The sequence below is a fragment of the Pedobacter sp. 05T44 genome (assembly GCF_056395985.1).
The window spans coordinates 1066551-1088161 of record NZ_JBFTKO010000001.1 but is presented as its reverse complement, the minus strand read 5'-3'; the positions used below and the strand labels follow the sequence as shown (position 1 = coordinate 1088161).

Sequence of the window (21611 nt, the reverse complement as noted above, 5' to 3'; positions counted from 1 at the left end):
ATAAAATCATGAACAAAATTACTAAACTCGTTGCCCTATTGTGTTTTGCTACAGTCTTTACTTCTTGCAGTAAAGATGACGATCCAATATTGGAGGTTCCGGTATCTGATGGGACAACATTAACTCTAAATGGAATAGCTGGTGCCGAAGCAGGCAGTAGTGCTGCCAACAGTGTTTATGTAGATTTAAGTGGAGCCCAACAAACAACCGTGCTTCGTAACAGCTGGGCTTTAGGTTTTTATTCTGGTAATGATTTTAAAGTTGTTCTGAACGGAACTTCAGGGGCATCGGCAAAGAAGCTAGATAAGACAGATTTAAATGCCGTAACTGAAGCAGATTTTAACCTGTCTGATTTAACGATTGCGCTTGGCGAGACAGGTGCTAAAGCTGAAATTGAATTTAAGAAATTTGATGACCCCAGAGAAGCCAGCATCCTTAATAAAACTGCAATTGAAACCATCTCTGCAACAGATTCAGAAAATAAGGTCTATATAGTTAGTCCGGTTGGTGGTAGTCATAGCTCAGTAATAAGTGCAGAGACCGTTTACAAAGTAAGGGTTCTTCGTAAGGCCAACGGGTATACTTTGCAATATGCTAAGCTAAAGGAAACTACTTTTAAATCTGTTGATATTGTTAAGGATGCAAATTCTAACTATAGCTTTTTCTCTCTTACTGATGGAAAAAGTGTAAATGTGGAGCCTGTAAAAGCCAACTGGGATCTGGTATGGACCTGGACCATGTATTATGGTACAAATGCGGATGGTATTTTCCCATATAGCTTTTCTGATATCGTTTTTACCAATAGCCTAAATGGTGTTCAGGTAGCTCAAGTTAAAACTTCGGTAGTAAGTTACGCAGATTTTTCTGAGTCGAACCTTAATGCTTTATCGTTCAGTGCAAACCGAGATGCAATTGGTGATAAATGGAGAAATACAACCGGTACCGCAGTAGGTGTAAAAACTGATTCGTTTTACGTTGTAAAAGATGGCGCCGGTAATATATACAAATTGAAATTTAACAGTTTTCATGCAAGCGACGGTGGAGTGCGCGGCAAGCCTGTAGTAGAATATAAACTCGTTAAAAAAGGATAAAAGTTTGGTTTAGTTTGGTTAGATGAGGATGCTTTCGGCCCCCCCGGAAGCTCCTCTTTTTAAACATTTATTATGAAAAAAATAGGATTGCTGATGGTAGCTGTTGCCATGTTTAGTGCATGCAGGAACACTACCGAAAATAACACTGTCAGGCAATTGCCGGATAGTGTGAAAATTGTTTCTTTAAATGGAACTGTAAGTGAAATAGTTGCCGGACTGGGTTTAGAAAAAAACATTGTAGGAACGGATATAACAAGCAGCTATCCCGAAAGCTTAAAAAGCAAGCCTAAGGTAGGCCACAGTAGTAAGGTCAATGTTGAGGGTGTTTTGTCGCTTCAACCTAATATCGTTGTGGCGATTGATAAAGAAGTATCTCCTCAACTTGCCGCCCAGTTTAAAACCGCGGGCATTAAATTAGTATTGTTTAAACAAGAATTCTCAATAGATGGGGCTAAGAACTTAATCCGTTCCGTTGGCGATAGCCTATTGCAGCAGACCAAGGCAGATTCCCTAATTAAGGTATTTGATGCGGAAGTAGCGGCTACTCAAAAACAAATAACAAATACAAAAAAAGCTAAAGTACTGTTTATTTATGCCCGAGGCACAGGAACAATGATGGTTGGCGGCTTAGGTACACAAGTTGATAAAGTGATTGAATTAGCCGGAGCACAAAATGCGGTAACAGGATTTTCTGAGTATAAGCCTTTAACCTCCGAAGCACTTGTTAAAGCCAACCCCGATGTAATCTTGTTGTTTGATGATGGTTTGCAAAGTTTAGGCGGTACGCAAGGTTTGGAAACAGTTCAGGGTATAGCGCAAACAAATGCAGGTAAAAACAAGAAGTTCATCACTATGGATGGTGCTTTGCTAACCGGTTTCGGTTTGCGTTTAGGCAAGGCAATAACAGAATTGTCTGGTAAAATCAACAACGCAGTTAAGTAGAGAAAATAGAGGTGATTAAAAAAACAGGATATATTATTGTACTGCTTGCGGTAGTTCTGGTCGTAACCATGGTGGTTTCTTCCTGCATTGGTGCTGTGGATATCAGTTTCTCTGAACTGCTATCTATCATAAGTTACCATACAAGATTATCCGATCATCAGGGCTTTACTTCGCAACAGGAATCAGTGTTTTTTAATCTTCGTCTGCCAAGAGTGCTGTTGGGTAGCCTTATTGGCGCCGGATTGGGCGTTTCAGGAGCTGCCATTCAGGGGTTGTTTCGCAACCCCCTTGCCGAACCTGGTTTAATAGGAATATCATCGGGTGCCACATTGTTTGCTGTAATTATGATCGTGCTTGAGATAAATATTTTTAAAAATCTAACAGGTACATTAAGTTTTTACGCCTTATCTATTGCAGCATTTATTGGTGCCGGTATTACTACGATGATTGTTTATCGCATTGCGATGAAGAATGGTAAAACAGTTATCACAACTTTATTACTGGCCGGATTGGCAATTAATGCATTGGCAAATTCGTTTATTGGATTAATGACGTACATGGCTACCGATGCACAATTAAGAAACATTACATTTTGGAACCTTGGAAGTCTAGGCGGGGCTAGCTGGCAAACTGTTAGTGCATTATTACCCTTTGTTTTAATTCCTATTGTTACGCTTCCTTTTTTTGCCAAATCTTTAAACGCATTGGTCCTTGGAGAACCCCAGGCTTTGCATATGGGTGTAAATGTTAAAGTAGTTAAACGGATGATTATTATTCTGGCCACCATGGCTGTGGGTGCTTCTGTTGCCATGGCCGGAATTATTGGATTTATCGGCTTAATTATTCCACATATTATAAGGATGACATTTACTGCTGATCATAGACTGGTAATTCCTGGATCAGCATTGCTTGGTGGGGCTTTGTTAACCGGGGCCGATCTTATTGCAAGAACAATAGTTGCTCCGGCGGAACTTCCAATAGGCATATTAACTGCAATGATTGGTGTGCMTGTGTTTATATATATTATTATTTCTGAGAAAAATAAAAACAACCTATAGATGATCCGAGTAGAAGAACTTACCTATAAAGTAGGAAACAGGAAACTGGTAGATGGGTTGAGCTTTGAGGCTCACTCTGGTGAAATGCTGGCTATTTTAGGTGCTAATGGTGCCGGTAAAAGTACTTTAATGAAATTGCTTTGCAGAGAGATAAGGCCATCGGCAGGTAAGGTTTTTATTAAGGGAAAAGAGCTGATGAATTACAGGCTCGAAGACCTGGCAAAGACAAGAGCTGTGCTTTCTCAGCACAATACGATTTCAGTTTCTTTTATTGTTGATGAACTGGTAATGATGGGAAGATATCCACATTTTGATCAGAAGCCAGCTGCCAACGATTTTTCGGTGGTAAGAAGAGTGATGCAGGATACAGGAATAAGCCATTTGTCGGGCCGAGATTATAATACGCTGTCAGGTGGTGAACAGCAAAGGGTTCAATTGGCGAGGGTTATTGCACAGGTTTATGACAGCCCGAATGCCTGTTTGTTATTGGATGAGCCTACAAACGGTCTTGATATTCAGTTTCAGCAGCAGATTATGGTGTTGGCTCGTAAACTGGCCGACAGAGGGTATTGCGTGATCTGCATTTTGCATGACATCAATTATGCTTCTCGCTTTGCAGATAGAATACTGATGTTAAAAAATGGTAAAAAAGTAGCCGAAGGGTTGCCTGTTGAAGTGATCAATTGTGATAATATTCATGAGACTTTTAGCATTAAAGTAAAGCTAATGGAATGCGAAGATTATAATTGTCCGCTGGTTATACCAGCTACTAGTGTAAGCTAAAAAAGGTGTATCATGAATACACTTCAATTTAAAATAGAACGAATTAATTAAAACAGGATAAAATGGAAAAGATATTAGATTTAAAAAGCCAGTGGGAAGCATTCAAAACAGAAAACCCAAAAGTCCGTATCAGAGATGCTGCAAAACAACTTGGTACCAGCGAAGCCGAATTAATCGCAACAACTGTAAACTCAACAGCTATCCGTTTGCAGGACCAATTCCAGGAGATATTAAAAGAAGTTGAAAGCTTAGGTTATGTAATGGCCTTAACACGTAATGACTTTTGTGTTCATGAACGTAAAGGAATCTATAAAAAAGTATCTTTTAAAGGAATGATGGGATTGGCAGTAAATCCTGATATCGATTTGAGGTTATTTATGAGCGCATGGAAATCGGCCTTTGCGGTTAATGAGAATGACCGTAAAAGCCTCCAGTTTTTTGGTAAGGATGGACAGGCGATACACAAAATCTACTTAACCGATACGAGCAATGCTGACGCTTATGAGGTATTGGTTGAAAAATATACTGCAGACGATCAGACCGCTGCATTAGAGATAATTACAGAGAAAGTTGCTGCCGTAGAAAAACCAGATCAGGAAGTTGATGTAGAAACATTTAAAAAGGAATGGTTGGCGCTAAAGGATACGCACGATTTTCATGGTTTGTTAAGAACTCATGGATTAAGTCGCACTCAGGGTTTGCGTTTAGCACCTGAAGGCCATGCTACACAAATTACAACCGATTCTCTGAAAGCAATTTTAACTAGGGCTTCAGAAACTGATCTTGAAATAATGGTTTTTACCTCAAATGCCGGCTGTATCCAGATCCATACTGGTTTGGTAAAGAAGCTTGTTCAAACAGGCCCGTGGTTTAACGTCCTGGATCCTGAATTTAACATGCACCTTCGTGAAGATGGTATTGCAAACGTATGGTTAGTTAAAAAGCCAACAGATGATGGTATTGTAACCAGTATTGAAGTATTTGATAAAGAAGGAAACATCATTGTTCAGTTTTTTGGAAAGCGTAAACCTGGTATTCCTGAAAATGAGAATTGGAGAATGATCGCAAATGAATTAGCTGTAATTGCATAAACAGCGAAAGAAACTTAAGCAGTAAGGTGTTACTGGGTTTAAGTGTGTTTAAAGGCGTCGGTTTAGGTCCCGGCGCCTTTTTTATTTTTAAAATCTATTCCTCCATCTTAAAGCTGTCGTCATCTCGAAGGAGAGATCTCTTGTTTAGTAGTTCAAGAGATCTCTCCTTCGAGATGACGGGTGTACGCCACTTCCTAATTGAAAATATTGAATTTCTTTATTTGAAAGTATTGAACTTGCCAAAAACACCTAATGGTAGTTTAATACCCGAAGTTGCCTGCAAATACAATTCTCCTGTCTCAAGATTTTTTACCTGAGGGAATGAAGTTTTAATCAGATTCTCTACAATAACAGAAGAAAAACCTAAAGAGTAAGTGTTTAAGATCAGAAAGTGTTCTTCTTCATCCAGCAACTGAACAACATCCTGCATCATTTCCTGAATGTGGTCTTCCAGTTTCCACTTCTCACCATTTGGTCCATGACCAAAAGCAGGGGGGTCCAAGATAATTCCATTATATTTTTTACCGCGTTTAAGCTCTCTTTTTACAAACTTTAGTGCGTCTTCAACCACCCAGCGTACATCTTTAAGCTTAGAAAGTTCCTGGTTTTCATTAGCCCAGTTTACTACTTGTTTAATAGAGTCAACATGAGTAGTGTCTGCTCCGGCAGCTTTTGCAATTAACGATGCAGCACCTGTATAAGCAAATAAGTTTAATACTTTAGGGCTTGCCGTTTTAAATTTCTTTATCGATGAAGAGATATAATCCCAATTCACAGCTTGTTCAGGGAAAACACCAACATGCTTAAATGAGGTTAATCCTAAGCGGAGGTTAATACTTACATCATCATTTTTGTACTCAACATTCCAGCGATCTGGTAAATGGGCGGAGTTTTTAATCCATTCTCCGGAGGTAGCAGAGCGACCTTTAAATTTGATATGTGTTTGTTTTTTCCAGTCTTGATCAGACAAAGTCTTTTTCCATACCGCTTGGGGCTCAGGTCTGGATAGTACCAGGTTACCGAAACGTTCTAATTTTTCAAAATCACCACAATCAATCAGCTCATAATCTTTCCAATGCGTGGGTGTTAGCAGGCTTATCATAATTATATATTAAAACTTTCCTTTTGCAGCCTTCATAAAGCGGCTTGCAAAAACGAAATCATTTAGTTCTTGAATCTCAGTATGGGCAATTTCTTTGTTAGAGCCTTCCCAGAATTTCTTGCCTTCGTGCAAGAAAAGAATATAGTCGCCGATACCCATTACAGAGTTCATATCATGGGTAACAACTATGGTTGTAGTGTTGTATTCTTCAGTAAGCTCTTTAATCAGCTCATCAATTACAATCGAAGTTTTAGGATCAAGTCCAGAGTTTGGCTCATCAACAAACAAATACTTTGGGTTCATGGCAATAGCGCGGGCAATACCCACACGTTTTTTCATACCACCGGAAAGCTCTGCGGGAAACAGTTTGTTTTTTCCTTCAAGGTTTACACGTTCCAAACAGAAATTAACGCGCTCCAGCTTTTCTTTACGTTCCTGATCGGTAAACATATTTAAAGGGAACATGATGTTCTCTTCAACAGTCATTGAATCAAATAAAGCGGAACCCTGAAATAGCATACCTATCTCTTTTCTGATCTCTATCTTTTCTTCGAAGTTCATGGTAGTAAACTCACGCCCATCGTATTCTACACTTCCTTCTTCAGGATGGTGCAGGCCAATCATACATTTAAGTAGTGTGGTTTTACCCGAACCGGAGCCTCCAATGATCAGGTTGGTTACACCAGCTTCAAACTTACCTGAAATTCCCTGTAGTACTTTGTTGCTGCCAAACGATTTGTGTATGTCCTTAATCTCGATCATAATAATAACTGGGTTACAATGTAATCACATGCCAATATCGTAATACAGCTAACAACAACAGCTCTTGTACTTGCCTGGGCTACCTCGAGTGCACCGCCTTTTACATAGAAACCTTCATATGCAGGAACCGAAGTGATGATAAAACCAAATACAAAAGCCTTTACAAGGGCTACAACAATGGTATAAGGATTAAAATCAGTAGTGATACCCTGAATATATTCGGCAGGAGAAACAGCTCCAGATAAAGTACCACCAATGTATCCACCGGTAATGCTGAGGAACATAGACATAATTACCAATAAAGGAACCATGGTAATCCCCGCAATGATTTTTGGCAGGATAAGATAACCGGGAGAGTTGATTCCCATAATCTCGAGTGCATCAATCTGCTCGCTAACACGCATTGTACCAATTTCAGAGGAAATTGCAGACCCGATTTTACCGGCCAAAACAATAGCGGTAATGGTAGGACTAAGCTCAAGAATACTTGAATCTCTGTTTACAGAACCGATAATGGTTTTAGGGATAAAGTCGCTAACCAACTGGAAGGCAATTTGTAATGTCATTACTGCTCCTATGAAAGTAGAAATAATGGCAATCAGCCCCAGGGAACCTACCCCTACAAAATCCATTTGTTTAAAGATGGCCTTCAAGTATATTTTAAACTTTTCGGGCTTTCTAAATACCGCTTTCAATAAAAGTAGGTACCTGCCAAAATTGGTGAAATTCATTCAATGAAAAATTAGCTATAGTATTTGTGCAATATTATTACAAAGAAACAATAAAAAGTTGAAATCGTTGTAATCCCTTTTTCTAACCAATCTTTGGCTATTAATGTTTTGCCATGCGGTGCTTTTTTGTATTATTGTGCTAAATAAAGATGTTTAAACAATGAATGCAATTATTACCGGCGCGACTAAAGGTATTGGAAGGGCCATTGCAATAAAGCTGGCACAGAGTGGATATGACTTAGCAGTGTGTTCAAGAAAAAAGACTGAACTGGATAGTTTTGCAGAAGAGTTAAGGCATACAGGTGTTAGGATATTTACTTATCGGGCAGATTGCAGCATTAAAGAAGATGTGTATGCATTTTGTAATGCTGTAAAAAACGAAATGCCCAAAGTTGATGTTTTAGTGAATAATGCGGGTATGTTTTTGCAGGGATCTATACTTGATGAAGCTGATGATCAGCTTGAAAAGCAAATAAATCTGAACCTTAACGCAGCCTATTACCTGTCAAAGTTTTTTGGTAAAATGATGCGCACACAGCAATCAGGCCACATTTTTAACATATGTTCGATAGCCAGTAAACAAAATGCAGAAAATGCAGGTAGCTATAGTGTAACTAAAGCAGCATTGCTAAGTCTTAATAGTGTATTTAGGGAGGAATTATCAAAATACAACGTTAAGGTAACAGCTGTATTGCCAGGTTCAACACTAACATCATCGTGGGAGGGAACAGAAATCCCCGCTGATCGTTTTGTACAACCAGAAGATATTGCGAATACCATATACACCATTTTAAATTTAAGCAGTGGCGTAAATGTTGATGAGATAACTATAAAGCCGATACAGTTTTAAAATATAGGAGGAAATATATTATGGACAAGAGATTATTTAGAAATGAGCATGAGAAAGTAATTGCAGGTGTATCATCTGGAGTTGCGGAGTACATGGAGGTGGATGTGACGATAATCAGATTATTGTTCGTACTCTCAACCATCTTTTTAGTTGGAACAGGGATTTTGGTGTATATCATCATGTGGATTGTCGTACCTGTAAATAACGATCCGACAAAAAGATTTTCAAAATTTAATGAGTTTTATAAAGGACCACAAAATAATCCTTTTAACTCACCAAACGCGTTTTCACAGCCGTATCAAAACCCTGAAACATCAAATCCATCGCAATCGCAAGCATGGACTTCATCTACAGTAAGTGATGCAGGTTTTACAACTGAGCCGAAACAACCTGAATTTAAGCCTTATCAGAAAAGTGATACTGGAAGAACTGTAGGGGGATTGTTTTTACTGGTTATAGGCCTGTATTTTCTGATGAACGAGTTTAATATCATTCCTTTCTGGTTTAGTATAGGCAAGTTATGGCCACTGGTATTTGTTGCAATAGGAGTAAGCTTTATTCTTAAGTCTAAAAGAAAAGATGCCTGGGAAGAATGGAAAAAACAAAATCCTCAGGAAGGACAAACTACTGATCCTGTAAACCCTGCACCTACACCAACAGACATACCAGGAAATTCAAATACTGGCGAAAGCAATATAGACGATAGATTCACCAAAAAAGATATATAAGATGAAACTGGATAGAATAATGTGGGGTATAGTACTGCTTTTTATAGGTGGGGTGCTCCTTTTAGAAAATTTTCATATAATTGATTTTTACTGGCGCAATGTTTGGCGTTTCTGGCCAATATTTTTAATTATCGCAGGTGTAAATATTCTTTTTAACAGAAATAAATCACAGATAGGTGGAATAGTGTCTATCGCAATCCTTGTTGTAACCTTAGGCGTTTTGTTTTACAAAGGTCAGCAAGCTCCTGAGAGTAAAAGATGGGCTGATGTGAACATTGAAGACAGTGTAGATTTTGATAACAACGATACCGAGCACCTGAGTTTCTCTCATCCTTTTACAGATTCTGTTTCTACTAAAACTGTTTTGAATGTTTCTGGAGGTGGAACATCTTTCGACCTGAAAGGATCTACAGACAGTTTAATTACTGCAGATGTAGAAAAAAGAGGAGGAACCTTTTCATTACAAACAGAAAAAACTGATAGTATAACTACAGTGAACTTTAAAATGAAAGGCAACTCGAAATGGAATATGGGTGACGGTGGAAACGATGTTAAAATGAAATTAAACATTAAACCTACCTGGGAAATCCATATGAACATGGGGGCCGGAGAAGTGAATTTTGACCTTTCACAATACAAGGTGCGCGCTTTCAACTTTGATGGTGGTGCCGCTGCGCTTGATATTAAGATCGGAGAATTGCTGCCTATTACAGATGTAAATGTAAAAACTGGTGTAGCAGATGTTAAAATTAAGATCCCATCAAATTCAGGATGTAGAATCAAAACCAAAACCGGACTTTCATCAAAAGATTTTACAGGTTTTACCAAATTAGAAGATGGCACCTACGAAACTCCGAATTATAAAGCTTCAGCTAAAAAGATATTTATCAATTTAGATGGAGGATTGAGTAGCTTTGAGGTAAATCGTTATTAATCGATTTATCGCGCTTAAATTGCGACAAGCTAACTCTTAGAATGGAAAGTAAGAACGAAATTGAATATACCGTTGTCATAAACGGAAAGCCGGAAGGCCCATATCAATTAGAACAATTAAAGTCACTAAATATCCTTCCGGGAACTTTTATCAGGAAGCCTGGGATGGACGATTATAAAGAAGCTCACGAGTTGCAAGAACTACGTGAGCTTCTTGGTTTTACCTTTCAGAAAACAGCCCCTCAATACTTCGCTTCCTTTGATCAGCGTTTGCTGGCCTCCGTTATAGATTATTTTTTCTTAACACTGGGCTATGTGCTGCTGGTATTAATCAGTTTCATCTTTGTAGAAGAAAAAACGCAGCGGATAATGGTCTCACTGGCAGGATTGCCCCTCATTTCTATTGCTAAATTTATTTATAGCAGCATTGCCGAAGCATCTGATAAGCAAGCAACCATTGGTAAGCGGTTAATTAATATTAAAGTTACAGATCTGGGTGGAAACAGGATCAGTTTAAATAATGCTTATGGCCGAAATGCTGCTAAAATATTGTCTGTAGCTCCTTTCTTTTTGGGCTACTTGTACAGCTTTCTGAATAAGAAGCAACAGTGCTTTCATGATCTGATAGCGGATACACTGGTTATAAAAGACCGGTTGATCTGACATAACAGTTATAAACATAATCTTTATCTTTGTAGCACATTAGCAAGTCATGGAAAAAGTATTTGATCAGCGCGCGTTACAGAAAGAGTTAAATGGCGGGTATTGTAACAGTTTAACCCAATATTCAAGATTTCTAACCAGAGAGGTTAGTATCGGGGATATTCCTATGGGAGGATTAAATCCAATCCGTATTCAATCTATGACCACAACTGATACCATGGATACCTTGGGTACAGTTGAGCAAACCATTAGAATGGTAAACTCTGGTTGCGAATATGTTCGTATTACTGCCCCAAGTATGAAGGAAGCAGAAAACCTTGCTAACATTAAAAAAGAATTAAGATTCAGGGGTTACAATGTGCCACTGGTTGCCGATATCCACTTTACGCCAAATGCTGCTGAAGCTGCGGCTCGAATCGTAGAAAAAGTAAGGGTAAATCCGGGTAACTATGCAGATAAGAAACGCTTCGAAAACATTGAATATACGCAGCAAGCCTATCAGGCAGAGCTGGAGCGCATATATAAGAAATTTACACCGCTGGTAAAGATCTGTAAAGAATACGGAACAGCAATGCGTATTGGTACTAACCATGGATCGCTGTCAGATCGGATCATGAGCCATTACGGCGATACTCCAAGAGGTATGGTTGAATCGGCAATGGAGTTTATCCGTATGTGCGAGGACCAGAATTATTACAATCTGGTTATCTCTATGAAAGCCAGTAATACACAGATCATGGTTCAGGCATACCGTTTACTGGTAGAGACCATGGTAAAAGAAGGCATGAATTATCCTTTGCACCTTGGTGTAACTGAGGCTGGCGATGGGGAAGACGGCCGTATTAAATCGGCAGTTGGTATTGGAACATTACTTGAAGACGGATTGGGCGATACCATTAGGGTTTCTTTAACCGAGGATCCTGAATTTGAGGCTCCTGTTGCAAAAGCATTGGCTTCAAGATATGAAACCAGGGCACTGTTAAATAATGAAATTATTGCGGGACAAAAATCAGAAAGCATTACTGTAAAAGACCTGCCCTATAATCCTTACGAATACAACCGCAGGCATACAGAACCTGTACAACATATTGGCGATCATCATCACCCTGTAGTGATCATTGATGCATCTAAAGAAAACTTAAAAGACCCTTACTTTTTAACAGCAGTTGGCTATAAATATAGTGCAGGTCTGGATAAATACAACATGGCCGATCAGGCAACCGATATGGTATATCTTGGAGATGCATTGCCTTCATTCTCTTTTCCGGGTAATCTAAAGCAGATTTATAATTATCAAACCTGGCTAAATTTAAAGGATAAGAACAATTGCCATCCCTTACTTTCTTTTGAAGAATACATTGCTGCCGATGTTAAAGATGAGTATTTAAATCTTGTTAGTATAAAAGCAGAAGAGGGTGCCGGTATAGATCTTTCTAAATTGCAGTCAAATGTAGTTTTGGTATTAGAAACTAATGCTGCACATGGTATGGCTATGCAAAGGGAGTTTTTTGTATCCTTAATGAAGCATAATTCGCAAATACCGGTTGTAGTAAAAAGAGCATATTCAGGCATTAGTGCTGATGATCTGATGCTGTATGCGGCTACCGATCTTGGTGCTTTGTTTACTGATGGACTGGGCGACGGTATATGGATCAGTGCTGACGAAACCGTAGGCTTATCACTAATTAATGCCACAAGTTTTGGTATTTTACAGGCAACACGTACCCGCATTTCTAAAACAGAATACATCTCTTGTCCAAGCTGCGGACGAACACTTTTTGATCTTCAGGAAACTACCCAATTGATCCGTTCACGTACCGATCATCTTAAAGGAATCAAAATTGGTATCATGGGTTGCATTGTAAATGGCCCGGGTGAAATGGCTGATGCCGATTATGGCTATGTAGGGACCGGCCCTGATAAAATAACGCTTTATCGCGGAAAAGAAGTGGTCAAGAAAAATGTAAATGCTGCCCGTGCCCTTGATGATCTGATTGAACTGATCAGAGAAGACGGGAACTGGATAGAGGTAAATCAAAACTAAAAGACACTTTATTTCCCAGCAGGTCAATGTTCAGTTTGCTGTCGTTGGCTTTTATATATTCCCTGATCAGCGTTAGGCCCAAACCTATACCTTTCTCATTTTCCGTTCCGTAGGTTGCGCCTCCCGCTTTTGGATTTCGAATATCTTCAACGTCAAATTGCTCTGGATTATTGATGGTATTCCACACGCAGATCTCTACCATATTGCCATGGTTTTTTAGGGCGATTCCAATTTCATTGCCGGTAGGAGTAAACTTTATCGCATTGTCAATCAGGTTTCGTAGAATGAGCTGTACATGGTCCTCATCTGCATAAGCTGAAAAAGAATCCGATAAATTGATGTCTGTCAGGATCCCTTTCTTATGGATCAGCGGCAGATAAACCAAAAGCAATTTTTCTATAAAAGGTTTAAGATCAAATGTAGTGGGTACACTATTTACCACTTCCATTTGTCGTCTTGCCCAATATAAAAGGTTATTTAAAGAACTATTGATCGTTTCAATGTGCTTTTGATTCTCTGTTAACAGCATTTTATAATCTTCGAGAGTTAGCATGTCCATGTCTTTAAGCGCAAAGATGCCTGTCAGACTGTTAAAAGGACTTCTAAGGTCATGTGCAATGATAGAGAATAAYTTATTTTTTACAGAATTGGAAAGTTCCAGTTCCGTTATCGTGTCACTGAGTTTTAATGTACGCTCCTTAACAATGTGCTCCAAACGCAGGTTCTGATCGTTTACCAGCATCAGGTTTTCATCTCGTGTATGCTGTTCCCGTTTAATTACTAGATTATAACGATATCCCATTGCAAATGACAGTAATAACAATTCAATTGCTGATCCAATTGGTAAAAGATCAAAAGTATAATCTGTAAAAGGAAGAATCTTCGATAAGGTTAAAATGACAATCAAGATCGCCAGAGCTATGAAGCTCCAGGCAAGAATATAATATTTAGCTGGAGTATGCCCACTTCTGTAAGCAACAAATCCTGAAATCCATAAAATGATAGGAGAAACAAACATCAAGATCTGCGTATAGTTAGCTGCTATTCCCTTGTATCCAAGAATGCTGACAAAAAACAGGATGACACAAAAGAAAATAAGTGCCAAGTAAATCTTTAAAAACTTTGGTGCAGTTACACGGAGATTGAGGAAACGTCTACAAAATAAAATTCCAAAAATAACTGTTACGGACAGGAAGGCATGGGGATAAAGGTTGATGATTTTCCTTATCTCAGAATTAAGAAGGTAAGAATATCCCCTCAAATACAAAGAAACATAAATAAATAGACCAGGCACATACAGACAATAATACAGGTACAATTTGTCTCTCATATTCATGTATAAGAAAATGTTATACACAAATAAAGAAAGCAGAACACCCATAAAAACAATCTCCAGGTAGTCTCTGAAAGTAGGGCCCGCAACTAAAGTGTCAGAGGTAGCCATCTTTAATGGCAGTGGTAGGTAATTGTCAGATTTTACCCTTATAAAAATGTGCTGTACATCGGTTTGGTTGCTGTTTTGAGGTAAGCTGAAGGTATAACGATTCTCTGATTTTACCTTGGTGCTCGAAGGTATTAAAAAGCCTGATTTGAATTGAACCCAGGTTCCGTCAGTGTTATCTGCATAACAATCAATGTATTCAATATTGGGCATGTCTGCAATTAAATAAGCTTTTCCTGTGCTTTGATTAACGTAGTTAATTTTAATCCAAAATGCAGATTTTGTATTTCCGAGGTTTAGTACGTTTGATTCACTGGGTTTAAATTTTCCGGCCTTTTCAAAAGTTTTAACTTCATCAATCGTTAATGATGCATCCTTATCTTCAAAATAAGTTACCTGTTTACCTATATTGCTGTAAGGTGTGTTGTCGTTAAGATAAATCACCTGAGCAATGGCCTGAAATTTAGCAGAAAGTATAAAGGCAATTAAAATAAGAAAACGGCGCATATAAGAGATCGTTTACAATAATTGGTTTGGTCGTTTTTATAACCAAATGTAAGCCAACATTTTTGTTTATAGTATGTTAAGTCTATAAAACTTCTATTTTTTATGTGTAAAATATGTAAATTGGGTTTAAAACGATTTAAATTATGGATACACGTCGCGACTTTTTACAGAAACTTGGACTTTCTTCATTGGTTTTACCATTTATACCGCTTTCGGGATGGTCAGCTTCAAAAACTGATAAATTGTACGATGGACCAGTCTTACGGGTAGCTATTATGGGCCTTGGCGGCTATGGTAGTCGCGTTGCAGAAGCAATGCAATCCTGCGTTAAAGCAAAACTGGTAGGTGTAATTAGTGGAACACCATCTAAAATCAAAGACTGGCAAGCCAAATATGGTATTCCGGAAAAGAACTGTTATAACTATGAGAACTTTGATCAGATAAAAAACAATCCTGATATTGATGCGGTCTATGTTATTACCCCTAATGCGCTTCACCATGATCAGGTTATTCGTGTTGCCAAAGCGGGTAAGCATGCAATTTGCGAAAAGCCAATGGCAATAAGTCCTAAAGAAGGGCAAGAAATGATCGATGCATGTAAAAAAGCAAACGTGAAGTTGCTGGTGGGGTACAGGATGCATTTTGAGCCCAAAACCCTCGAAGTTATCCGAATGAGAAATGCCGGTGAATTTGGAAAGATCATGTTTTTTCAAGGACAATGTGGCTTTAAAATAGGCGATCCAAAACAATGGCGATTGAATAAACAGCTTGCAGGTGGGGGAGCAATGATGGATATAGGTATTTACGCCATCAACGGCTCCAGATATATGGTAGGCGAGGAACCTACATGGGTAACCGCACAAGAAAGAAAAACAAATACTGAAATATTTAAAGAAGGGGTTGATGAAACCATTCAATTCCAGATGGGATTTCCGGGTGGGGCGGTAGCCTCTTACCTGTCGACATATAATATGAACTATCTTGATCGGTTTTATCTTGTCGGAGAGAAAGGTTTTGCCGAGATGCAGCCTTCAACCGGCTACGGGCCAATAAAAGGGCGTACGCATAAAGGTGAATTAACACAACCCCACGCTACCCACCAAACTGTACAGATGGAAGAAATGGCAGGCATTATTTTAGAAGGCAAAGAGCCAATAGTACCTGTTAACGGAGAAGAAGCGCTAAAAGATTTAAAAATTATTGAAGCCATTTATCTGGCGGCTAAAACAGGTAAAAAGATACCGCTAAAACTGTAGGCTCTTTAAAAAAAGAGTTTACCCCATGATTTTTGATAGTGCAAGATGCTGAAGTAGCATGATTGTTTTTCCATCCTTGATTTCGCCGGTTGCAATCATTTTCATTGCGGTATTAAATGGTAATTCCAGTACTTCTATATCCTCATCTTCTACGCCGCCTCCTATTTCCGTTTTCATATCAGCCGTGTATTCTGCAATAAAGAAATACAGTTTTTCTGTAACGGAACCAGGACTCATATAAACTTCAAATACTTTTTGAACGGAGGACAATACATATCCGGTTTCTTCCTCTGTTTCTCTGCGGATAGCTTCCTCCGGACTGTTTTCGTCAAGTAAACCTGCGCATGTTTCAATCAGCATTCCGGTAACATTGCCATTAACGTATGTGGGGAATCGGAACTGCTTAATCAGAATAACGGTTTGCAGTGATCGGTTGTAAAGAAGGATTGTAGCCCCGTTTCCACGATCATAAGTTTCCCTGCTTAGCGTTTCCTGTATCCCTTTTTTAGACAAGAAGTTGAATGTTGTTTTCTTTAAAACATACCAGTCGTCTGATAAAATTTCCTCTTTGATTATATTTATTGTACTATTCATGATCAATTATGATTAATAATGATTATTTTTGATCAAATGTAGGCTATTTATATGAGTTTTCAGGAAAGAAAGAAAAAGATTTTAATGATACTTGATGAATTTGAGGCTTTATCTGTAATGGAGATCTCTCGGAAATTATCAATATCTCCTGCTACGGTCAGAAGAGATTTGCAAGATCTTTCTGAAGAGGGGCTCCTGCAGCGAACGCATGGAGGCGCCATGAAGCTAGATAATCTGCCCTTCGTGGCATTCCATAAAAAGCAAACTGCTAATACAGAAAGCAAGCAGGAAATAGGAAAATTAGCTGCCGCTCAGGTGGTAGATGGGGATACAATATTTATGGATTGCGGAAGTACGGTGTTTGCTATGTGTGCTCATTTAAAGAAGCTTAATAAGCTAAAGGTTATTACCAATTCTTTGCCAATAGTAGCAGAATTAATAGATACACCTGGTATTGGTATTAACCTGATAGGGGGTGAGCTGGATAAAGAACGCAGGGCAGTGCACGGGGATATGGCGGTTCAGCACATCGATACTTATCACGTTTCTAAAGCTTTTGTAGGTGTCGACGGCATATCACTACAAAATGGTTTAACAGCACATAGCGAAAAGGAAGCCCAAATAACAAAAGCTTTTCTAAAGAATGCGGAACAGGTTTATTTACTTACCGATTCCTCAAAAATTGGGAAAGATGCTTATGTTAAATTTGGAACTCTGAAATCGATACACTTTTTAATTACAGATGCTCAGCTAACGGGCCCTTTGAAAAAGAAAATCGAACAAGAAGGAGTGAGGGTGCTGCAGTAGTTTACCGGTAATACTTCTTTCTAAACCAAAAAGCAACATTTACCAGGGCAATAAGTGCAGGGACCTCAACCAGTGGGCCAATAACACCTGCAAATGCTTGCCCCGAGTTGATGCCGAAAACGCCAATTGCAACAGCTATTGCCAGTTCAAAATTATTGCCTGTAGCAGTAAATGCAATTGCTGTGTTTTTAGAATAATCAGCGCCAAAATATTTGCCCATAAGGAAGCTGAAGATAAACATGATCACAAAATAGATGACCAATGGTATTGCTATTCGTATTACATCCATAGGAATTTTTATGATCAGATTGCCCTTTAAACTGAACATGATCACAATTGTGAATAATAAGGCGATTAGTGTAACAGGTGAAATTAACGGTACAAATTTGGTTTGAAACCAGGTTTCTCCTTTAAGTTTTATTAATGTATAACGGCTGATGATACCCAATGCAAACGGTATCCCAAGATAAATCGCCACACTCTCGGCAATCTGGCCTATCGTGATATTTACTTCTAATCCTTTTAATCCAAATAAAGGAGGTAAAACGGTAATAAAAATATACGCAAATACGCTGTATAATAAGACCTGAAAAATACTGTTCAGGGCAATCAGGCCAGCTGCATATTCTCTATCGCCTTCTGCAAGCTCATTCCAGACAACTACCATTGCAATGCATCTGGCCAGGCCAATCAAAATTAAGCCTACCATGTATTCAGGGTAGTCGTGCAAAAAAACAATGGCTAAAATAAACATGAGTACAGGGCCTATAATCCAGTTTAGTACTAAAGACAGAGAGAGCACCTTCGTGTCCTTAAATACCCTGCCCATATTTTCATACTTAACTTTGGCTAGTGGAGGGTACATCATCAGAATCAACCCTATTGCCAGTGGAATATTTGTTGTTCCGCTGGAAAAGGAATTGATAATGGTAGCGGAAGATGGAACCAGATACCCGATTCCAATACCAACAGCCATAGCAAGAAATATCCATAAAGTAAGGTAACGATCAAGAAAGCCTAATTTTTTCCTTTCCATTAAATATTCTTTTCTATAAAATTCTGACAGTACTGTTTAATCATCTCCCTTACTCCTCTGAATTGTGTTTTAACCTCCTCGTCTGTTCCTGTTGCTTTAGCTGGATCTGGAAAGTTGTAATGGAATTTTTGTGCATTTGTAGGGAAATACGGGCAGCTTTCCTTAGCGTTATCACACACAGTGATTACATAATCAAAATCAACATCCATGTACTCATTGATGTTGTTTGAAGTATGTGATGAGATGTCAATCCCATCTTCTTTCATCGTTTCAATGGCTTTCGGATTTACGCCATGTGTTTCTATCCCGGCACTGTAAATTTCAGCATTATTCTTTGCAAAGAATCTTAAATAGCCTTCGGCAATTTGACTGCGGCAACTGTTGCCGGTGCATAATACAAGTATATTTTTCATATTTTAACTAGCAGCAACCGCCACCTGGGGTGCAAGTAACTGTTTCTGTTGAGCCGCAACTTTCTCCTCTATTAATGGCTTTGCATTGTGTAAAATCAGCGCTTAGGTTTACAATAAAGTTCCCATTGTCAATAATAAATTCTCCGGGATACATCTGGCGAGTATCAAATTGAGAGTTCCCAAATTCTATTTTTACCACGGCCAGTGGATTTAATGGCAGGCTTTTCTCGACAAGCTTAACAATTGACAGTGCTTTGCTCACCGACATTGCTCTTTCATTATCCTTGGCAGATGGTTCCCACAGCTGAACTATAATTTCTGTCCACGAGTTCATAACCCCACCGCAATCTACCGATACAATGGGTGCCTGTTTAATTTCCGTGATGTGATATGAAGCATCTACCCATTTGTCCTCAGCATATTGAAATTGTAAAGTAAGTTCAGGATTGTCCTGTAGCTTACTTTTAAATGTTTGCCAGTTGATTAATTCCGTTGTATTCATGATAATTTGTTTAATTGTTTAATTGCAATATTACGATGTATTAGGTCAAATTTTTTTAACAGCAGTTTGTCTTTAATTCATAAGTAGAAAAGAATGCTGAGAGTTGTTGTTGAAGTTCATTCCATACCGTTGGATTGATGCAGTAACAAACACTTACACCTTCAATTGTACCCTGTATAATGCCTGCATTTTTCAGTTCTTTTAAATGTTGCGAAATGGTGGCTTGTGCAAGCCCAAGTTCTTCAACCAGGTCTCCACAGATGCAGGCATTTGCTTTAATGATCTGCTGTAGAATAGCAATGCGTGCAGGGTGGGCCATTGCTTTCAGCATCACCGCCAGGCGGTTTTGTTCTTCAGTAAATATTTCTGTTTTTGTAAGTCCCATAATTATACATCGCAATATTACGATATATAGTTGTAATGACAAATTTATTTTTAAAAAAAATTGCATTGTCCTAATGTCTTTGGAGATTAGTTTGGTGTTCTGCGGCCAGCTATTTTACTTTTGCTGGCTCGGGGCTTGTTCGAGACTTGTTCACACTTTCCTCACAAAAAGGTACCTGTTTGTGAGGAAAGTGTGAACAAGGTGCACATTATGTCTGGATCAAGTGGTCATACAATCTCATTCAGAGAACTGAAAAATTCACTTCTGTTTTACTAAAAATATTAGTAATTTTAATGCATCTAATTTTACTGATTTATGAAAGGCATATCAATAACACCGGAATTTCGAACCATATCCCCATCGGAACTACAAAAGCGCTGGCGGAAATCATCTACAGGATTGCCAAAGGATATCAAAAAGGTCCCGGTTTATTTTATTTGGGTGCCCCGAAAAAGTAAGTGACTTAAAACAATACTAATACCGTTGTTTTTCCAGTTCTACTTTTAAATCATCTTTTAAGTTTTTAGCTTTTTCCATCCATTCTGGTGCTTTTTCTTTGATGTCGTCGGCTATTGAGCGGCCATTAATGTCCTTTTTAGTTACATACTTAACTATGCCATATATTGCGGCGCCGATTAAGGCAGTTTTAAATAATCCCATTTTTTAAAATATTAGTGTTCTTATCACTAACAAACGGGACTGGAAATGGTTTGAAAATGCAATTTAAGAATCAAGACTGCTTAGTATCCCGGATTCGAGTCCTCTTAACTCTGCCAGACCCTTTAGCCTGCCAATAATAGAATAACCCGGGTAATGCTTTTTGTTCAGATCATCTAACATTTGGTGACCATGATCGGGTCTCATCGGAATAGAGCTATTGAGTCTTTGTTGAAGTGCAACCACCTCTCTAACAACTTCAGGCATGTTGGCATCTCCTTCCAGGTGATTGGCCTCGTAAAAGTTTCCTTCCTGATCTCTTTGGGTGCTACGGAGGTGAAGAAAGAAAATATGGTTGCCAAGTCTTTTTATCATTCCCTGTAGATCATTGTCGGCACGCGCGCCAAATGAACCTGTACAGAAGCATATGCCATTATTGGCCGATGGAACTTCGGTAAGCATGTCCTGGACATCGGCTTCAGTACTCATGATTCTTGGAAGGCCCAGAATAGAGTAGGGAGGGTCGTCCGGATGAATGGCCAATTGCAGTCCTGTTTGTTCTGCAACTGGAATAATTTCTTTAAGGAATTCATAAAGGTTTTCCTTTAGTTTCTTGTTGTCGATATTCCTGTAAGTTTCCAGCGCGCTTAAAATCTGCTCAGGGGTAAAAGGCTCGTCTGATCCTGGCAGGCTAAGTAATGCATTGTTGTATAAGGTTTCTTTTTCCTGTTTGCTCATTTCCCTGAACCGTTTTTCTGCCTTTTCAATCTCGCCTGGTTGATAGTCGTTTTGGGCATTTGGTCGCTTTAACAAGAAAAGATCAAATGCTATAAAAGCCGATTTTTCAAAATATAGGGCCTTGCTGCCGTCACTTAGTTCGTATGAAACATTGGTGCGCATCCAGTCCAATATGGGCATGAAATTATAGGTGATCACTTTTAAGCCGCAGGCAGCAACATTTTGCATGCTGATTTTATAGTTTTCTATATAGGTTTTATAGTTCCCACTTCTTTTTTTGATGTCCTCATGAACAGGTAAGCTTTCGATAACTGCCCATGTTAATCCTGCTTCGGAAATTTCTTTATTTCTCAGCGCTATCTCATCAATAGTCCATATTTCGCCAACAGGAATGTGATGCAGCGCGGTAACTACGCCCGTTGCGCCGCTTTGTTTGATGTATTGCAGACTAACCGGATCGTTAGGGCCGAACCATCTTAAGGTTTGTTCCATTTTAA

At 38.8% G+C, this 21611-nt stretch carries 23 protein-coding genes; 12 read left to right on the top strand and 11 right to left on the bottom strand.

Annotated elements, in window-relative coordinates:
• The first annotated feature begins 8 nt into the window (after nt 1-8).
• The 5 genes from AC1DDK_RS04460 (at nt 9) to AC1DDK_RS04440 (ending at nt 4965) form a co-directional block, all read left to right on the top strand.
• Nucleotides 9-1091, top strand: coding sequence for an HmuY family protein (locus tag AC1DDK_RS04460; protein WP_337715865.1), 1083 nt, complete (start codon nt 9-11; stop codon nt 1089-1091).
• A gap of 72 nt (nt 1092-1163) precedes the next feature.
• On the top strand, nt 1164-2033 hold the full coding sequence (locus AC1DDK_RS04455) for a heme/hemin ABC transporter substrate-binding protein (protein WP_337715863.1): 870 nt from the start codon (nt 1164-1166) through the stop codon (nt 2031-2033).
• An 11-nt stretch (nt 2034-2044) separates the two neighbouring features.
• Nucleotides 2045-3091 carry a FecCD family ABC transporter permease gene (locus AC1DDK_RS04450; protein ID WP_477633856.1) on the top strand — a complete coding sequence of 349 codons (1047 nt, stop codon included), beginning with the start codon at nt 2045-2047 and terminating at the stop codon, nt 3089-3091.
• A complete protein-coding gene (locus tag AC1DDK_RS04445; RefSeq protein WP_172661007.1) occupies nt 3092-3874 on the top strand; it encodes a heme ABC transporter ATP-binding protein in 783 nt (260 codons plus the stop codon). It abuts the gene before it with no gap.
• 62 nt (nt 3875-3936) lie between these two features.
• Nucleotides 3937-4965, top strand: coding sequence for a hemin-degrading factor (locus AC1DDK_RS04440; RefSeq protein ID WP_172661006.1), 1029 nt, complete (start codon nt 3937-3939; stop codon nt 4963-4965).
• Between the two features lie 217 nt (nt 4966-5182).
• On the opposite strand, the gene AC1DDK_RS04435 is transcribed toward AC1DDK_RS04440, so the two are convergent.
• From AC1DDK_RS04435 to AC1DDK_RS04425, 3 genes are read right to left on the bottom strand one after another with little or no spacing between them, the layout of a single operon-like run.
• A complete protein-coding gene (locus AC1DDK_RS04435) occupies nt 5183-6067 on the bottom strand; it encodes a class I SAM-dependent methyltransferase (protein WP_172661005.1) in 885 nt (294 codons plus the stop codon).
• Between the two features lie 9 nt (nt 6068-6076).
• A complete protein-coding gene (locus tag AC1DDK_RS04430; RefSeq protein ID WP_048903872.1) occupies nt 6077-6829 on the bottom strand; it encodes an ABC transporter ATP-binding protein in 753 nt (250 codons plus the stop codon).
• Nucleotides 6826-7560, bottom strand: coding sequence for an MlaE family ABC transporter permease (locus AC1DDK_RS04425; RefSeq protein WP_172661004.1), 735 nt, complete (start codon nt 7558-7560; stop codon nt 6826-6828). Before AC1DDK_RS04425 ends, AC1DDK_RS04430 begins: the two co-directional genes overlap by 4 nt.
• 160 nt (nt 7561-7720) lie before the next feature.
• On the opposite strand from AC1DDK_RS04425, the gene AC1DDK_RS04420 reads away from it, so the two are divergent.
• Genes AC1DDK_RS04420 through ispG form a run of 5 tightly spaced genes read left to right on the top strand, consistent with a single transcriptional unit; the run spans nt 7721 to nt 12778 of the window.
• Complete coding sequence (locus AC1DDK_RS04420) at nt 7721-8410, top strand: SDR family NAD(P)-dependent oxidoreductase (RefSeq protein ID WP_172661003.1); 690 nt, start codon at nt 7721-7723, stop codon at nt 8408-8410.
• 20 nt (nt 8411-8430) lie between these two features.
• Nucleotides 8431-9138, top strand: coding sequence for a PspC domain-containing protein (locus AC1DDK_RS04415; protein ID WP_172661002.1), 708 nt, complete (start codon nt 8431-8433; stop codon nt 9136-9138).
• A gap of 1 nt (nt 9139) precedes the next feature.
• Entirely contained in the window at nt 9140-10072 is a 933-nt protein-coding gene (locus AC1DDK_RS04410; protein WP_288879602.1) for a LiaF transmembrane domain-containing protein, read from the top strand.
• A 41-nt stretch (nt 10073-10113) separates the two neighbouring features.
• Entirely contained in the window at nt 10114-10734 is a 621-nt protein-coding gene (locus AC1DDK_RS04405; RefSeq protein ID WP_172661000.1) for an RDD family protein, read from the top strand.
• Nucleotides 10735-10783: 49 nt separating this feature from the next.
• Nucleotides 10784-12778 carry a (E)-4-hydroxy-3-methylbut-2-enyl-diphosphate synthase gene (gene ispG / locus AC1DDK_RS04400; RefSeq protein ID WP_288879604.1) on the top strand — a complete coding sequence of 665 codons (1995 nt, stop codon included), beginning with the start codon at nt 10784-10786 and terminating at the stop codon, nt 12776-12778.
• Here ispG and AC1DDK_RS04395 read toward each other — a convergent pair.
• The gene (locus AC1DDK_RS04395) at nt 12738-14726 is read right to left on the bottom strand and encodes a sensor histidine kinase (protein ID WP_172660998.1); all 1989 of its coding nucleotides are present in this window, start codon (nt 14724-14726) and stop codon (nt 12738-12740) included. The two genes, ispG and AC1DDK_RS04395, sit on opposite strands and share 41 nt — an antisense overlap.
• 143 nt (nt 14727-14869) lie before the next feature.
• Between AC1DDK_RS04395 and AC1DDK_RS04390 the strand changes: the two genes are divergently transcribed.
• A complete protein-coding gene (locus tag AC1DDK_RS04390; RefSeq protein WP_337715861.1) occupies nt 14870-15982 on the top strand; it encodes a Gfo/Idh/MocA family protein in 1113 nt (370 codons plus the stop codon).
• A gap of 18 nt (nt 15983-16000) precedes the next feature.
• Here AC1DDK_RS04390 and nudK read toward each other — a convergent pair whose 3' ends face one another.
• Nucleotides 16001-16576 (bottom strand): GDP-mannose pyrophosphatase NudK, encoded by a 576-nt coding sequence (gene nudK / locus AC1DDK_RS04385; RefSeq protein ID WP_172660996.1) that lies wholly within the window; start codon nt 16574-16576, stop codon nt 16001-16003.
• A gap of 51 nt (nt 16577-16627) precedes the next feature.
• On the opposite strand from nudK, the gene AC1DDK_RS04380 reads away from it, so the two are divergent.
• The gene (locus AC1DDK_RS04380; RefSeq protein WP_172660995.1) at nt 16628-17383 is read left to right on the top strand and encodes a DeoR/GlpR family DNA-binding transcription regulator; all 756 of its coding nucleotides are present in this window, start codon (nt 16628-16630) and stop codon (nt 17381-17383) included.
• A 1-nt stretch (nt 17384) separates the two neighbouring features.
• On the opposite strand, the gene arsB is transcribed toward AC1DDK_RS04380, so the two are convergent.
• The 6 genes from arsB to uxuA form a co-directional block, all read right to left on the bottom strand.
• Nucleotides 17385-18419: an ACR3 family arsenite efflux transporter gene (gene arsB / locus AC1DDK_RS04375; RefSeq protein WP_288879607.1), complete on the bottom strand. Its 1035-nt coding sequence runs from the start codon at nt 18417-18419 to the stop codon at nt 17385-17387.
• On the bottom strand, nt 18419-18832 hold the full coding sequence (locus tag AC1DDK_RS04370) for an arsenate reductase ArsC (RefSeq protein ID WP_288879609.1): 414 nt from the start codon (nt 18830-18832) through the stop codon (nt 18419-18421). Before AC1DDK_RS04370 ends, arsB begins: the two co-directional genes overlap by 1 nt.
• A gap of 7 nt (nt 18833-18839) precedes the next feature.
• Nucleotides 18840-19334, bottom strand: coding sequence for a DUF6428 family protein (locus AC1DDK_RS04365; protein ID WP_172660992.1), 495 nt, complete (start codon nt 19332-19334; stop codon nt 18840-18842).
• Nucleotides 19335-19389: 55 nt separating this feature from the next.
• Entirely contained in the window at nt 19390-19719 is a 330-nt protein-coding gene (locus tag AC1DDK_RS04360; RefSeq protein ID WP_172660991.1) for an ArsR/SmtB family transcription factor, read from the bottom strand.
• Nucleotides 19720-20193: 474 nt separating this feature from the next.
• A complete protein-coding gene (locus AC1DDK_RS04355; protein ID WP_048904100.1) occupies nt 20194-20379 on the bottom strand; it encodes a hypothetical protein in 186 nt (61 codons plus the stop codon).
• 63 nt (nt 20380-20442) lie between these two features.
• Nucleotides 20443-21606: a mannonate dehydratase gene (gene uxuA, locus AC1DDK_RS04350; protein ID WP_337715859.1), complete on the bottom strand. Its 1164-nt coding sequence runs from the start codon at nt 21604-21606 to the stop codon at nt 20443-20445.
• Nucleotides 21607-21611 lie beyond the last annotated feature (5 nt).

Coding starts and splice junctions, on each gene's coding strand:
- AC1DDK_RS04455 (WP_337715863.1), top strand. CDS start 1,164: ATGAAAAAAATAGGATTGCTGATGGTAGCTGTTGCCATGTTTAGTGCA.
- AC1DDK_RS04355 (WP_048904100.1), bottom strand. CDS start 20,379: ATGGGATTATTTAAAACTGCCTTAATCGGCGCCGCAATATATGGCATA.
- AC1DDK_RS04365 (WP_172660992.1), bottom strand. CDS start 19,334: ATGAATACAACGGAATTAATCAACTGGCAAACATTTAAAAGTAAGCTA.
- AC1DDK_RS04370 (WP_288879609.1), bottom strand. CDS start 18,832: ATGAAAAATATACTTGTATTATGCACCGGCAACAGTTGCCGCAGTCAA.
- ispG (WP_288879604.1), top strand. CDS start 10,784: ATGGAAAAAGTATTTGATCAGCGCGCGTTACAGAAAGAGTTAAATGGC.
- AC1DDK_RS04445 (WP_172661007.1), top strand. CDS start 3,092: ATGATCCGAGTAGAAGAACTTACCTATAAAGTAGGAAACAGGAAACTG.
- AC1DDK_RS04390 (WP_337715861.1), top strand. CDS start 14,870: ATGGATACACGTCGCGACTTTTTACAGAAACTTGGACTTTCTTCATTG.
- AC1DDK_RS04425 (WP_172661004.1), bottom strand. CDS start 7,560: ATGAATTTCACCAATTTTGGCAGGTACCTACTTTTATTGAAAGCGGTA.
- AC1DDK_RS04415 (WP_172661002.1), top strand. CDS start 8,431: ATGGACAAGAGATTATTTAGAAATGAGCATGAGAAAGTAATTGCAGGT.
- arsB (WP_288879607.1), bottom strand. CDS start 18,419: ATGGAAAGGAAAAAATTAGGCTTTCTTGATCGTTACCTTACTTTATGG.
- AC1DDK_RS04410 (WP_288879602.1), top strand. CDS start 9,140: ATGAAACTGGATAGAATAATGTGGGGTATAGTACTGCTTTTTATAGGT.
- AC1DDK_RS04435 (WP_172661005.1), bottom strand. CDS start 6,067: ATGATAAGCCTGCTAACACCCACGCATTGGAAAGATTATGAGCTGATT.
- nudK (WP_172660996.1), bottom strand. CDS start 16,576: ATGAATAGTACAATAAATATAATCAAAGAGGAAATTTTATCAGACGAC.
- uxuA (WP_337715859.1), bottom strand. CDS start 21,606: ATGGAACAAACCTTAAGATGGTTCGGCCCTAACGATCCGGTTAGTCTG.
- AC1DDK_RS04430 (WP_048903872.1), bottom strand. CDS start 6,829: ATGATCGAGATTAAGGACATACACAAATCGTTTGGCAGCAACAAAGTA.
- AC1DDK_RS04405 (WP_172661000.1), top strand. CDS start 10,114: ATGGAAAGTAAGAACGAAATTGAATATACCGTTGTCATAAACGGAAAG.
- AC1DDK_RS04420 (WP_172661003.1), top strand. CDS start 7,721: ATGAATGCAATTATTACCGGCGCGACTAAAGGTATTGGAAGGGCCATT.
- AC1DDK_RS04440 (WP_172661006.1), top strand. CDS start 3,937: ATGGAAAAGATATTAGATTTAAAAAGCCAGTGGGAAGCATTCAAAACA.
- AC1DDK_RS04380 (WP_172660995.1), top strand. CDS start 16,628: ATGAGTTTTCAGGAAAGAAAGAAAAAGATTTTAATGATACTTGATGAA.
- AC1DDK_RS04360 (WP_172660991.1), bottom strand. CDS start 19,719: ATGGGACTTACAAAAACAGAAATATTTACTGAAGAACAAAACCGCCTG.
- AC1DDK_RS04460 (WP_337715865.1), top strand. CDS start 9: ATGAACAAAATTACTAAACTCGTTGCCCTATTGTGTTTTGCTACAGTC.